9 protein-coding genes are annotated in these 14,275 nt (G+C 44.4%); 3 read left to right on the forward strand and 6 right to left on the reverse strand.

All coding sequences use genetic code 11. From position 1 onward, the window contains the following. Positions 1 to 41 precede the first annotated feature (41 nt). From IHV80_RS23410 to IHV80_RS23420, 3 genes are all read right to left on the reverse strand, one after another. On the reverse strand, positions 42 to 830 hold the full coding sequence (locus IHV80_RS23410) for a hypothetical protein (RefSeq protein ID WP_192891185.1): 789 nt from the start codon (positions 828 to 830) through the stop codon (positions 42 to 44). A gap of 259 nt (positions 831 to 1,089) precedes the next feature. Then, positions 1,090 to 2,283, reverse strand: a complete 1,194-nt coding sequence (locus tag IHV80_RS23415; RefSeq protein WP_192891186.1) for an acetate/propionate family kinase — start codon at positions 2,281 to 2,283, stop codon at positions 1,090 to 1,092. 701 nt (positions 2,284 to 2,984) lie between these two features. After that, positions 2,985 to 5,075: a DEAD/DEAH box helicase gene (locus IHV80_RS23420; protein ID WP_192891187.1), complete on the reverse strand. Its 2,091-nt coding sequence runs from the start codon at positions 5,073 to 5,075 to the stop codon at positions 2,985 to 2,987. Between the two features lie 308 nt (positions 5,076 to 5,383). Here IHV80_RS23420 and rnb point away from each other — a divergent pair, with 308 nt between their 5' ends. Together rnb and IHV80_RS23430 are read left to right on the forward strand one after the other, a co-directional pair. Continuing rightward, positions 5,384 to 7,390, forward strand: a complete 2,007-nt coding sequence (gene rnb / locus IHV80_RS23425; protein WP_192891188.1) for an exoribonuclease II — start codon at positions 5,384 to 5,386, stop codon at positions 7,388 to 7,390. Positions 7,391 to 7,532: 142 nt separating this feature from the next. Next, a complete protein-coding gene (locus IHV80_RS23430) occupies positions 7,533 to 8,363 on the forward strand; it encodes a helix-turn-helix domain-containing protein (protein WP_192891189.1) in 831 nt (276 codons plus the stop codon). A 138-nt stretch (positions 8,364 to 8,501) separates the two neighbouring features. Here the strand turns inward: IHV80_RS23430 and IHV80_RS23435 are convergent, their stop codons facing one another. Further along, positions 8,502 to 8,864 carry a DUF3024 domain-containing protein gene (locus IHV80_RS23435; protein WP_192891190.1) on the reverse strand — a complete coding sequence of 121 codons (363 nt, stop codon included), beginning with the start codon at positions 8,862 to 8,864 and terminating at the stop codon, positions 8,502 to 8,504. A 244-nt stretch (positions 8,865 to 9,108) separates the two neighbouring features. On the opposite strand from IHV80_RS23435, the gene IHV80_RS23440 reads away from it, so the two are divergent. Beyond that, entirely contained in the window at positions 9,109 to 9,924 is an 816-nt protein-coding gene (locus IHV80_RS23440; protein ID WP_192891191.1) for a phosphate ABC transporter substrate-binding protein, read from the forward strand. Positions 9,925 to 10,091: 167 nt separating this feature from the next. Here the strand turns inward: IHV80_RS23440 and IHV80_RS23445 are convergent, their stop codons facing one another. Next, positions 10,092 to 10,778: a MaoC family dehydratase gene (locus IHV80_RS23445; protein ID WP_192891192.1), complete on the reverse strand. Its 687-nt coding sequence runs from the start codon at positions 10,776 to 10,778 to the stop codon at positions 10,092 to 10,094. A gap of 339 nt (positions 10,779 to 11,117) precedes the next feature. Then, positions 11,118 to 14,270: an efflux RND transporter permease subunit gene (locus IHV80_RS23450; protein WP_192891193.1), complete on the reverse strand. Its 3,153-nt coding sequence runs from the start codon at positions 14,268 to 14,270 to the stop codon at positions 11,118 to 11,120. Positions 14,271 to 14,275 lie beyond the last annotated feature (5 nt).

The following is a 14,275-nucleotide window of genomic DNA, read 5'->3' on the forward strand; positions in this document are numbered from 1 at the left end:
AAGCTGACGTGCGTGTTGCAAGCCAGCTCTATTTTTAAGGCTTAAAACTGGTAATTAAACTCAATACGATGATCGCCATCCTCGTAGTAGGTATTCTCTGTCCAGTTTGCGAAATAACGAATGTTGGCTCTAGGCATTAATTGATAACCGATCGAAAACTCATGAGTCATGATAGAGTCGTCCTGTTGAAAGCCGTAATCTTTATACGTTGATGATCCCGAAATCGTACCCATATACATTGGGTTATAATTGAGCCAAACCTTTTCAGTAATTTGCATTTTGGCGTACATACCTGCCACATAAAAAGTGCCGTGTAGGTTATAACGGTCTCGTACTTGGTTTGCATCCAAATCACCACCGGTAGTTCCTGGCAATTCTTCTCCTGCAGCAATTCCTACCCCTGCGAGAGGATATAAATTGAACATCCCCATTTTAGGCAAAGCTTGAATGAAACTGTATGACGCTGAGCCTTGGTTATGGTCAAAATCCCAGTTCACATCGACTTGCGCACCACGGCCATTGGTTAGGTCAACACCAAAATTTCTAAATCGAAGAGAGTTGATACTGTCGTCGTTATCACGATTGCTCCACCCCAGAGCTTCGCCTGCAATACCTTTGATTTCGAGCACGTTCATGCCCATTGTAGTCTCTTTACCCGTATCATAAGTTTGGCCAAATTTGATATTGAGACCTTTGTCTGTATAACCAAAACCCGCTTGTGTGTAGACAGCAAGAGGATCGGACATATCTTGAATTTCAGCCTCTTGAGCAAACGACAGCGGTACGATAGAAAGAACTGCTAAAGCGAATACAGGTCTGCGCATAAACATTTGTAACCTCATATAAAATTAAGGCTACGTCCTTGTAGCATGAAAAGTACGAGGACTATACGAAGAACAAGAAACGTCGGAAATGTATAAAAACTTAATCAGATATTAAGTAGAGCTTTACATAAGCGAGTAACAACCCTCTACTGATTCGATCTAGGTTTAGTCAAACTAAATGCGAAACCGCACCTACATGCAAACAAAAAAGCGAGCCACTTAGGCTCGCTTTCCAGTATTGGTCTTGCTTAGGCTTTAGCTTCGATTACAGAAGTTCTACCGACTGTTGAGCAATAACGAACTCTTCATTGGTTGGAATAACCATTGCTACTGCGCCAAGCATTTCTGATTTAGCGATGATGCCTTCAGCGCCAAAACGAGCTGCTTCATTGCCCGCTACATCTTCAACAAAACCAAGAATCTTAAGGTTGTTTAGGATCTCGCGACGAATTGGTAGAGAGTTCTCACCGATACCACCTGTGAAGATGATGCCGTCCAAAGAGTCTAGCGTTGCAAGGTAAGAAGCAACGTATTTTGCTACGCGGTAAGTAAACACCTCAAAAGCCAGTTTCGCGCCTTCGTGGCCCTCTTCCATTGCTTCTAAAATGCCACGAGCATCGCTCGTAAGACCAGACACGCCTAGGAAACCAGACTCCTTGTTAAGAGAGTTGAAAACTTGCTCTTGTGACCAACCTTTCTTAAGAAGGTATTCGATGATGCCTGGGTCTAAGTCACCACAACGCGTGCCCATCATTAGGCCAGAAAGCGGTGTGAAGCCCATTGAAGTATCAACACTGTTACCGTCTCTGATAGCACATACAGAAGCGCCGTTACCTAGGTGAACAGAGATGAAGCTAGATTCTTCAACTGGCTTGTTGACCATTTTCGCTGCTTCACGGCTAACGAAGTAATGGCTAGTACCGTGGAAACCGTAGCGACGAACACCGAAGTCTGTGTATAGCTCTTTTGCAATGGCACCGGTAAATGCACGTTGTGGCATCGTTTGGTGGAAAGCAGTATCAAACACAGCGAACTGAGGTAGAGAAGGGAAAGCTTCAATCGCAGCACGGATACCGATAGCACCTGCTGGGTTATGAAGTGGAGCTAAGTCAGATAGGCTTTCAATCTCACTTGTTACTTCTTCAGTAATACGAACAGTTTGAGTGAACTTCTCACCACCATGAACGATACGGTGACCGATAGCCACGATATCAGCCGTGAAGCCTAAGTCTTCCATCAGGCCTACCAATTTGCCAATGGCAATTTTGTGGTGGTTACCCTCACCTTGAATAGCAATTTCTGTTTTCTGACCTTGATGCTTCCAGCTCATACGAGCATCCTCAAGACCAAAACACTCCCCTAAGCCACTTAATACTGCGTCACCAGAAACAGAATCGATGACAGCAAATTTAAGGGAAGAACTACCCGAGTTAATAACCAGAACAAACGAATTAGACATTGGATATGGATCCTGTTTCAGTACGAATTTAGTGAAGTTTGCGCTTCAATTTTAGTTAAGTCTATTATTCAATAATTTTTGAATCTTTCAACTTTTGTTTTGCAAAAACCACCAAATGAACACAATTAAGTTGATCTTAGTCATCAATTCATTTCTTTCGAGAACGAAAATTAAAAAATAGTTGAATTAGATGAAGCAAATGTACTTATGAGTCTGATCGGTTTAACTAAACCACATTGAGAACAAACCCTCTGGTATTGAAAGCTTATCCAAGAGCCCAGTTCATAAATTCAGCGCGACACTTAAATATAGAGCTGTTGGTTGCCAGATCCGCTAATAGATTTTAAGGCGTTTAACTTCGCCTCAGCATTTAAAGAACTCACTTATTCGGATCGAATGGTTGATCAGCTCTTACTTCAAAGTCTGTTTCCATTATAGCTGTGCATTTCTTTTGATAGGCAGCGATCGACTCCCATATCCCCTAACGAAATACCCTAAACAACGCTTTAAGCACATATGACTGTGGTTGCCTTGTGATACGAGGCATTATCTAATTTTGGGCTTAGAACGTGCTACAGGCGCGAAAGTAAAATAGCAGGTACAAAAAAGCCGAGCATAATGCTCGGCTTTTAAATTCACTGTTTAAGCTATTCGTTTATAAGCACTTGGCTTGTAAGCTTCAGCTTAAAACTAAAGGTTGATTAACCTTCGCTACGCTCTGGACGACGACCACGGTTGCCGCCATTGCCTGCTGCGTTGCCATGGCCACGTTCGCCACGGTGGTTACCACGGTGATCGCCACCACGGTTACGGTCAAAACGACGTTCGCCATCACGACCACCAGCAGAGTTACCATCACGAGCGCCGTCACGGTTGCCACGGTAGCCACCACGACCGCCATTGCCACCTTCACGGTTACCACCTTCGCGATTACCGCCTTCACGGTTACCACGGTAGCCGCCGCCATCACGACCGCCACGACCGCCATCACGACCGCCACGGTTGCCATCACGACCACCGCCGCCACGACGAGGCTCACGGAAGTCGTTGAAATCAACAACTACAGCGCCAGCTTCTTTTTGACGAATGCGAAGTTTGCTTAGCTTACCAGCAGTTTCAGAGTTCATTGCTTTTGGCAGTTGAACGTAAGTAGAACCTTGGTCTAGCTTGATAGCACCGATAGAACCTTTAGTTAGGCCTAGTTCGTTTGCTAGTGCGCCAACGATGTCTTTAACCTGAACGCCTTGCTCACGGCCAACTTGTAGCTGGTACGTATCCCAATCTTGAGTATTGAAGTTACGACCACCACCGTCACGGCCATTGTCACGATCTTCACGACGCTCTTTGCGACGGTTCTTATCACGCTCAATAGCAGCGATCATTGGGTCTTCGCCAACGTAGAATAGTGGGCTCTTACCTTGCTGACGCTTAAGAAGCATTGCAGCTAGAGTAGCAGCATCAACTTCTAGAGACTCTTGCAGAGTAGAGATAAGGCCTGCAAAGTTTTCTAGAGCTTTGCTTTCTTTCTCAGTTTCAAGCTCAGCGCCAAGCTTAGCAACACGTGCAGCAGCAACTTCGTCACGTTGTGGAAGTTGGATTTCTTCCATTTGAGACTTAGTTACACGCTCGATAGTGCGAAGCATACGAATTTGGTTAGTGCGAACTAGTAGGATCGCTTTACCTTTACGTCCAGCACGGCCAGTACGACCAATACGGTGGATGTAAGATTCAACATCGAATGGGATGTCGTAGTTGAATACGTGAGTAATACGTGGAACATCAAGACCACGAGCTACAACGTCAGTTGCAACTAGGATGTCGATAACACCTTGTTTGATGTGATCAACAGTGCGCTCACGTAGAGACTGAGGAATATCACCGTGCAGTGCAGCAGCTTTGAAGCCACGTGCAGATAGCCAATCAGCTAGACGCTCAGTATCTTGACGAGTACGTACGAATACGATTGACGCGTCAGTTTCTTCAGTTTCAAGAAGACGAGACATTGCTTCGTCTTTCTCTACGCCTTTAACAACCCAGTAATTCTGCGCTACTTTGTCAACTGTGTGGTTAGTACCAGCAACGTCAACTCTAGCCGGGTTACGTAGGTAACGGTCAACAATAGTCTTAACCATTGGAGGCATAGTTGCAGAGAAAAGTACACGCTGTGCAGTTTCTGGAGCTTGCTCTAGGATCCAAGTAACATCATCTACAAAGCCCATTTTCAGCATTTCATCTGCTTCATCAAGAACAAATGTATGTGCTTCATCTAGGTGTAGACGGTCACGAGTTAGTAAGTCTTTAACACGACCTGGAGTACCAACAACAATGTGAGCACCGCGGCTTAGAGCACGCATTTGGTCAACAATTGAAGCACCACCATAGATTTCAAGAACTTTAAGACCGTTGATGTCACGACCTAAGTTTTTGATTTCCGCAGCAACTTGAATCGCTAGCTCACGAGTAGGAGCCATGATGATTGCTTGTGGTTTGTGTTGGTTCAGGTTGATTTTGTTAAGTAAAGGCAGAGAGAATGCTGCTGTTTTACCAGTACCAGTCTGTGCTTTACCTAGTGCGTCACGGCCTTCAAGAAGAAGAGGAATAGCTGCTGCTTGGATTGGAGTCGGAGAAACGAAACCCATGCTATCAAGAGCTGAAAGAATGTTATCGTTAAGGGCTAATTCATTAAATTGAATTACAGATTCGGACATTGGGATCCCACTATATATAAGTAAACAAAAGGTCCCGGGAGCTCTATCAATTCCAATACTGATCCAATCAGATACTGATTCCATTCAGAGTTACGAAGCAGTAATAAAACACTTCAAGCCATTAGGGACGTCTAAGGGAGGCGGATTATTCCCTAAATGCATAAAAAAAGCCAGAAAAAATTGAAATACATCACATATTTTTCGGTTTTACATCAATACTGGCTATCATATCGTCAAAACTTGATGAATATCTCGTCACAGCACCAAACTTCGAGCAAATTGACCTAGTTAAATAAGAGGGCAATTAATTTACGCTCACTTCGCCTTTCAGTAGTAATCAAGCCTCGCAATGATTATAGTGTGCTCAATTGTCCTCGATAGATAAAAGTCAAATGTTTCAAGATAATCCTCTACTCGCTCAACTCAAACAGCAAATCCAAGAAACCCTCCCTAAAAAGGAAGGTACAATCAAAGCCACTGAAAAAGGGTTTGGTTTTCTCGAAGTCGATAACAAGACCAGTTTCTTTATCCCGCCGCCATACATGAAGAAATGTGTGCACGGTGACAAAGTTATTGCCATCATTCGCACCGAGAAAGATCGCGAAGTAGCAGAGCCTGAGGAATTGATTGAACAGGGCCTTACTCGTTTTATTGCTCGAGTGAAGTTGTTTAAAGGTCGTTTGAACGTAGTTCCTGATCACCCACAACTGAAAAAGCTGCAACTAAAAGCGAAAGCAAAGAAGGGCCTAAACCCTGAAACGCTAAAAGAAGGCGACTGGGTTGTGGCTCATATCGTTCAACACCCGTTAAAAGGTGACAACGGATTCTTGGCTCAAATCTCTGAAAAAATCACAGACGCTGACGACAAGATTGCACCTTGGTGGGTAACACTTGCTCAAAACGATCTACCAAACAGCGAGCCAGAAGGTATCGATGATTGGAAGATCAACGATGACGCCGATCTTGAACGTATCGACATGACACACATCCCTTTTGTGACCATTGATGGTGAAAGCACAAAAGATATGGATGATGCGCTTTACGCGAAGAAGAAAGAGAACGGTGATTTTGAACTGACTATCGCGATTGCTGATCCAACGGCTTACATCTCTCCAGATGATGCTATGGATAAAGTGGCTCGCGATCGTGGTTTCACGATTTACCTTCCAGGCCGTAACATTCCAATGTTGCCTCGTGATCTGGCTGACAACTTATGTTCACTAATAGAGAACGAAGTTCGCCCTGCACTTTGCTGCACGGTAACAGTATCTAAAGATGGCGTTATCGGTGATGACATTAACTTCTTCGCTGCAAACATCAAATCTCACGCTCGTCTTGCTTACGACAATGTATCTGACTGGCTAGAAACTGGTGCATCAGAGAAGTGGCAACCATCAGAAGAAATCGCTGCGATTCTTTCTGACCTTCACCAATTTGCTCAAGCGCGTTCAGCGTGGCGTTCAGCGAATGCGGTTGTGTTCCCAGATCGCCCTGACTACCGCTTTGAGCTTAGCGAAGATAACGATGTTGTTGCTATCCACGCTGACATGCGTCGCAGTGCGAACAAGCTGGTTGAAGAATCTATGATCAGCGCGAACATCTGTGCAGGCCGAATACTAAAAGAAAGCTTTAACCAAGGCGTCTTTAACTGTCACTCTGGTTTTAAAGCTGAGAAATTAGCAGACGTTCTGGAGCTGGTTAACCCAGAAGCAGAAACACCGTTTACAGAAGAGCAAATCGTTTCTCTGGAAGGTTTTGCTACTCTGCGTCGTTGGTTAGGTTCACTAGACAACAGCTACTACGACAACCGTATTCGTAAATTCCAAGCGTACAGCGAGATCAGCAATGAGCCTGCACCACACTACGCGATGGGATTGGACATTTACGCGACGTGGACGTCTCCAATTCGTAAATACGGCGACATGATTAACCACCGTATGCTTAAGGCTCACATCCTTGGTAAAGCGCCAATTCAAACACCAGATGAAACTATCGGTGATGAACTTGCCCTGCACCGCCGTCACCACGGTATGGCTGAACGTAACGTTGGCGATTGGTTGTATGCTCGTACTCTAGCGAATGCTCCAGCTGAAGAAACTCGCTTCCAAGCAGAAATCTTCGACATTAACCGTGCTGGTATGCGCGTGCGCTTACTTGATAATGGTGCAGCGGCATTTATCCCTGGCTCTCTCATTCTTAATAATAAAGAAAGAATAGAGTGCAACGGTGATATGGGTACTGTATCTATCGATAAAGAAATGGTATACAAACTGGGAGACGTTTTAGAAGTAGTTCTCTCAGAAGTTAATCAGGAAAACCGTAACTTGGTAGCAAAACCTACACAAGTATTTGCGGACTTGCCTAGCGAGCCTGAACCGACAAATGAAACCGAAGCTTAAAAGCTTAGGGCTTTCAAGGTTAAGGCTTTAAAGGTTCACTTCTAAAGGCGCTAATTATTAGCGCCTTTTTTTGTAAATGTCTCATGCTTAAACAATACTAAAACCAATAAGCAACTCGTTTACAACGTCAAAGAAGCACACTATGTCATCGATAACAGTTACTCAATTTAGAAACTTTATTCCCAGGAAACGGGAACGTTACCCCGCCTCTAAAAACGGTATTTTCATCGTTTCGAAAGGCAGTATTTCTTTCACTCTACCTAATGGCACCGAAGCTTCACTTCAAGCTGGTGATTTCACGCTATACAACTCCGGCCAAATTAAAGACATCGACGTTGATACTGATAATGGTGAATTCAGCGCCACTTGCTTAGACTTCGATTTATCGATATTCCAGAAGTTCATCAACCAGTCTGGAGATCTTGAGTCGTTACGCGTCCCTCAGGAATACATCAAGTTCGACCGAGCTGACATCCAAATTCGGGAGCTGAAAGAGCTAACTATGTCTCTCGCTGATTCTTCTCCTAAAAATGACTACGCACTCACCCAACTGGGCTTAGCTCTGCTTTCTTTGATGGTTGAGAAGCACCCTGCTCTACTCGTGATCATTGCTCGAGCTGCAAGGCTTACCGTCACGCAGAAAGTTATCCACTACATAGAACAGAACATCGAAAACAATATTTCGTTAGACACGTTAGCCAGTTACATGGGCATGTCTCCCGCGACACTGAAGCGACGTCTATCCGCTGAAGACCTTTCTTTTTCAAACCTTTTGAAAATCAAACGTATTGCTCATGCCGCCACCCAACTCAGAACATCCGCTAAATCGATCACACAGATAGCTTATGAGTCTGGCTTTAAGAGCGCAGCACACTTCAGCACAGCCTTTAAAACGTATCATGGAAAGACACCGAAAGACTTCCGGTCTCTGATTGCTCAATCTCAGCAACCCCAAACTCGGTTCAAAACTTAAGCGGTGTGATTAAAAGTTAAGAGGTTTGACACAAAGGAGCGGTAGTTTGGTTTAAAAACCAAAAAGGTAGGTGGATGAACCAAGACTCAACCGCTACCAGCACCAGCACCAGCACCAGCACCAGCACCAGAATAGTGACTAGGACCAAAAATAAGACTTAGGATCTTTTTCTATTTCAGACAGAATAGCGTCAAGGTCCTTAGATTTAGGAAGGTAGGGATAAGGTCCCCAATTGACGGAATCAGTGCTGACTTCGGTTTCAAGTGGCACCATTACCAACCAGCAAGATAACGACTCATCAAAGATAACGCTGGCGATCTCGTTGGTATAATCGCTATGGGATGAGTCGAGCAGATAATGCGCCTGAGAGAACAGTACACCGCCCTCACACTCTTCAAATAAGGATTTGCCTAGCTCGACAGGTAAACTGCGATTTCGAGAAGTACAGAGCCTTTCAGCCCCAATTAAAAGCCGGTTAAGTTCTATATGAATGACGGACATAACACCCCTTTTAACTTCATCTAAATTTCAATAAGCCTCTAATTAGCTTAGGACTCAACCAACAGTTTAGCGAACAAGGGCAAACGAAATACCAACCTTGCTCTCATATACTCTCTTATCTGGTAAAGAAGTCCTGCGGTCATAAACCAACTCTACTCTCATAAAGCGTGAGTATAGAATTTCACAAAAGTGTCATATAACCGACCTATCATATGCGACAAATGTTATTAATTAGGAGTTGTTTATGTTACGAGTCGCGCTTGCCTCTCTTTTATCCTTAGCCCTTTCTTCTCAAGCTGCTTTTGCACAAGAAACCAATATTTCGGGCTCCACTTCTGTTGCGCGAGTGATGGATGTATTAGCAGAGGAGTACAACAAGACTCATCCTGATAATTACATCGCGGTTCAGGGTATAGGCTCTACAGCTGGTATTACCATGGTGAACAAAGGTGTGGCTGATATTGGTATGAGCTCACGCTACTTAACCGACCGTGAACAGAGCGAGGAATTAAAAGTATTCCCGATCGCCTTTGACGGCCTAGCAGTCGTAACAAATCGTTCGAACGGCGTGAATAACATCACTCGTGAACAGCTATTCGATATCTACAAAGGTAAGGTAACCAATTGGAAACAAGTAGGCGGTGCGGATCAGCCTATCGCGGTTGTGACTCGTGAAGCTTCCTCTGGTTCTCGCTACAGCTTCGAAAGCTTACTTGGTTTAACGAAAATCATTAATGACCGTCTAGTGTCTGACATCAACCCAAATAACTTGGTTGTAAATAGCAACAGCATGGTAAAAACGATTGTTAACCATAACCCACACGCTATTGGCTTTATCTCTGTTGGTTCTGTCGATCGCTCGATCAAAGCAATCACATTTGAAGGCATTGAGCCGACATCTAAGAACATTGCGAACCACAGCTATGAACTGGCTCGCCCATTCTTGTTGCTACACAAAACGGAATCGGTTTCTGACGAAAGCATAGACTTCATCAAGTTCGTGAAGTCGAAGCAAGGACAGGACCTTATCGAAGAATACGGCTACACACGCTTTAAGTAAGTGAAGTTCTTTAGTTCTTTAGTTCTTTAGTTCTTTAGTTCTTTAGTTCTTTAGTAACATGCGTGATGTCGATTTGATATGACACAAACCAAAAAAGAGAGCATTTAGCTCTCTTTTTTTTGGAATCTATAATCTTCGTTTAAGAATAATTTATCTTAAACAAAGTATTAAAAGTGAAGTTGAATCACCGACACAATCACTGCACCAGGGCGACGAACCCCTTCGATTTCTACGCGGATTTCGCGTTCAATCTCTAAACCCTTTTTGATCGGCGTTACTTTTGTCAACGTGCTCTTAGCGCGAACATTGCTGCCTGACTTAACAGGGTAAGGAAAACGAACTTGGTTAAGACCAATGTTCACAACCATTTTAGCCGTTGGGAATTGAGACTTGTCAGGATCAACGCTGTCAGTCAAACGAGGAAGCAAAGACAAAGTTAAGAAACCATGCGCGATCGTCGTTTTGAACGGAGAATCAGTTTCTGCTTTCTCTGGCTCAGTATGAATCCACTGCATATCTTCAGTCACTAAACCAAACTGGTTAATGCGCTCTTGACTTACATTAATCCAATCGCCAGTATGAATAACTTCACCGATCTGCTGGTTAAGCTCATTCAACACCAGTTGTGCTTCAGGCTTAATTTCAATCGGCTTCTCTATCGGCATAGCCGGAGCATCTTCATTCACTGCTGGTTGGTGGTGATCACGAACCCATGCGAAGAAATGACTATTTTGCGTGCGGTTCAGAAAGTCGCCCCAATACTCTCTAAGAGCTGGAGACATCCATTGCATAAACTCTGAGTGTTGCGAAGAAACGCTATCGCCTCGGTGTTTAAATAAATCAATGACCTTCATAAGAACCTCAGTGCACAAAAAATTTCAATATAACGTGTTAATTTTGAAACACTTCACACTATTGTGCAAATGTTTTCGAGCGTACAAACGTTAGCTGAACACCTACTTTCAATTAAATATCAATCACTTAAAAATAAAACATCATTTTATTAGACACCCAATTTTAGAGTGTTAACTCCATCACATAATAAACATATGATTATATAAACTACTTTTTTATTCACGTTCGGAATAAGAAAAAGGCTTAGCATCACACTAAGCCTTATTTTTCGTAAGGGAATGGTTTTTATAAGGAAACGATTTTTACAAGAAAATCGCCCTTATGAGTAAAAGGTTCCTTTACTCATCATCGAGTGGAATCAACTTAGTATTACCACCGTGTGCTTTTTCACGCTTACGCTGCACAAATGCATAGAAACCTGGAATCAAGAAGGTACCAGCCAGTAACACACATAGCAGGCCGCCGATCAGGGAAATACCCAACGAGTTCTGACTCACGTGACCTGCACCAGCAGCGAAGATCAATGGGAAGATACCCAATATAAACGACCAAGACGTCATATTCACAGCACGGAAACGCAGCGTACCACCCTTCACTGCCGCATCTTCAATTGAAGCATCTTTGTCTTCACGCTCAACTTTCGCGAATTCTACAATCAAGATTGCGTTCTTCGCGGCCAAAGCTATCAAGAGTACCAAACCTATCTGTGCATAGAGGTTAAGCGGTGTTCCAGTCAGGTTCAGTGCTAAGAAGGACCCCAAAGTCGCAACAGGTACAACCAAGATAATCGCTATAGGGATTGTCCAACTCTCGTATTGAGCCACCATGAACAAGTAAATGAAGATCAATGCCAGTGCAAAAGCGAAAATCGCTTGGTTGCCTGCAAGCACTTCTTGATACGCCATACCTGTCCATTCGTACTGATAACCCTGAGGCAATACATCAGCCGCGACACGTCCCATAGCTGCAATCGCATCACCACTCGAGTAACCTTCTGCAGGTTGACCTTGAATCACCGCACTGCGGTACATGTTGTAACGCCATGCCACATCGGGTTCAAAGATCTGGTCGTACGTTACAAGTGTACTTAGCGGGATCATTTCACCATTAGACGAACGCACGTGGAATCGTTGTAGGTCATCCATGCTGCTACGGTGTTCGCTGTCCGCTTGCATGGTTACGCGGAAGTTCTTACCAAACATGGTGAAATCGTTCACGTAAAGCGAACCTAGATTACCTTGTAGCGTTTGGAAGATTTCCGACAACGGAATACCGAGTTGCTGCGCTTTCTCACGATCGATGTCGACATAGTAGTGAGGAACGTTGGCACGGAATGTACTGAATGTGTGTGAAATCTCAGGCTGTTTCGTCGCCTCAGCAATCACGTCATTCATTACCATCGCCAGATCAGTACGACTACGACCTAGTGTGTCTTCAAGAACAAATTCGAAACCAGAAGCCGCGCCCATACCTGGAACCGCAGGTGGCCCCATAGCAAAAACGATAGCTTGAGGAAGTTCAGTGGCCGCTCGACCGTTAATACGTTGCGAGATAGCTTGAGCTGAATGCTCACCGTCTAACGCATTACGCATATCCCAATCATGCAGTTTGATAAATAGCGACGCACCATTCGACGCAGAAGCGCCTGTCATGAATGCATAACCATTAACCAAAGTAACACCATCAACACCTGGCTCTTGCTCAACCATTTCAAGCAATTGCTCAGTCACGTCTTCTGTACGGGACAGAGACGCAGCATCTGGCAACTGAACGTTAACCAGCAAAATACCTTTATCTTCTTGAGGAACGAACGCCGTTGACGTTGTTTTCGAGAAGTAAGTCACCGCAGCCAAAGCAACTACGAAGAAAGTGAACAGCAGAACGCCTTTCTTAACTAAGAAGCCAGCTATTTGACCGTACTTATTGGTTACAGATTCTAGACCACGGTTAAACGCTTGGTACCAGCGAGTCGTGTTACCACCACCCTGCTTAAGAACTAATGAACACAGTGCCGGAGACAAGGTCAGTGCGTTAATCGACGAGATAACCACCGCGATACAGATAGTCAGAGCGAACTGGCGATACATAATCCCGGTAATACCTGGCAGCATCGCTACTGGTATGAATACCGCTAACAGAACCAAGGTTGAGGTAACGATTGGGCCTGTTACTTCTTTCATCGCAATAAGCGTTGCTTTACGAGGAGAGATAGTTGGGTCTTTGGCCATCGTCGTATCAACGTTTTCGATAACCAAGATCGCATCATCTACAACGATACCAATCGCCAATATCAAACCAAACAGGGTTACCGTGTTGATGGTAAAGCCCGTCATCTGCATGATCGCAAAGGTACCAATCAACGACACAGGAATCGCAACCACAGGAATCAAGGTTGCACGCGCACTGCCCAAGAACAGATAAGTAACCGCGATAACCAGTAAGATAGCTTCGATCAGCGTTTTCACTACGCCCTTAATCGACTCCGCAACGAAAACCGTAGTGTCATAACTCGCTTCGTAAGCCACGCCTTCAGGGAAATTTTTGCTCAGGTTATCCAGCATCGCCATTACCGCTTTACCACTTTCCAATGCGTTTGCATCAGACTGTAGAGAAAGCGTGACGATTGAAGCGTCTTGACCACGGTATTTACCGTTACCATCGTAGAACTTCTTACCCAGTTCAACACGAGCAACATCTTTTAGATAGACGGTTGAGCCATCTTGGCTTGCACGAAGTACCACGTTCTCAAATTCGTCCGCCGTTTCAAGACGACCTTTGGTCACCAAGTTAAACTGAACTTCTTGAGGGTTGGCATAAGGTGCAGCACCAATACGACCCGCCGCGACTTGAACGTTTTGTTCCGCCAACGCAGCGTGAACGTCCGATGTCGTTAGGTTCAAGTTGGCCATTTTTTCTGGGTCCAACCAAACACGCATCGAATATTCACCACCACCTAATACGTTAACCTCACTAATACCAGAAACTCGCGCTAGCTGATCTTTGATATTCAGGTTTACATAGTTGATCAGGAATTGGTCATCGTACTCACCATTTGGAGAATAGAAGTTCAATACCATCAAAAGGTCCGGAGAACGCTTCTTAACTGTTACACCAACCATTCTTACTTCTTGAGGAAGCTTCGATTCGATTTGAGCAACTCGGTTCTGAACGTTGACCTGAGCCATATCTGGGTCAGTACCAACATCAAACGTCACGTTAAGGTTATAAGAACCATCGTTCGCACTTTTCGAAGACATGTAGATCATATCTTCTACCCCGTTGACCGAAGTCTCTATCGGGTCGGCAATCGCTTGTTCTACTACCTCTGCACTTGCACCTGTGTAGTAAGCCATAACGCTTACAGAAGGCGGGCTAATTTTTGGATATTCAGCCACCGGCAAGATAGCGAGCGAGATCGCACCTGCCAGTGTCAATATAATGGATATAACAAGGGCGAATTTAGGCCTTTGTATAAAGAAACGACTTAACATAGATT

It is taken from the genome of Vibrio bathopelagicus (assembly GCF_014879975.1).
Lineage (GTDB): Bacteria > Pseudomonadota > Gammaproteobacteria > Enterobacterales > Vibrionaceae > Vibrio > Vibrio bathopelagicus.

What these genes read in the sequence shown, in the direction of transcription:
- IHV80_RS23410 (WP_192891185.1), bottom strand. Translation starts at nt 830, where the DNA reads ATGTTTATGCGCAGACCTGTATTCGCTTTAGCAGTTCTTTCTATCGTA.
- IHV80_RS23415 (WP_192891186.1), bottom strand. Translation starts at nt 2,283, where the DNA reads ATGTCTAATTCGTTTGTTCTGGTTATTAACTCGGGTAGTTCTTCCCTT.
- IHV80_RS23420 (WP_192891187.1), bottom strand. Translation starts at nt 5,075, where the DNA reads ATGGAATCAGTATCTGATTGGATCAGTATTGGAATTGATAGAGCTCCC.
- rnb (WP_192891188.1), top strand. Translation starts at nt 5,384, where the DNA reads ATGTTTCAAGATAATCCTCTACTCGCTCAACTCAAACAGCAAATCCAA.
- IHV80_RS23430 (WP_192891189.1), top strand. Translation starts at nt 7,533, where the DNA reads ATGTCATCGATAACAGTTACTCAATTTAGAAACTTTATTCCCAGGAAA.
- IHV80_RS23435 (WP_192891190.1), bottom strand. Translation starts at nt 8,864, where the DNA reads ATGTCCGTCATTCATATAGAACTTAACCGGCTTTTAATTGGGGCTGAA.
- IHV80_RS23440 (WP_192891191.1), top strand. Translation starts at nt 9,109, where the DNA reads ATGTTACGAGTCGCGCTTGCCTCTCTTTTATCCTTAGCCCTTTCTTCT.
- IHV80_RS23445 (WP_192891192.1), bottom strand. Translation starts at nt 10,778, where the DNA reads ATGAAGGTCATTGATTTATTTAAACACCGAGGCGATAGCGTTTCTTCG.
- IHV80_RS23450 (WP_192891193.1), bottom strand. Translation starts at nt 14,270, where the DNA reads ATGTTAAGTCGTTTCTTTATACAAAGGCCTAAATTCGCCCTTGTTATA.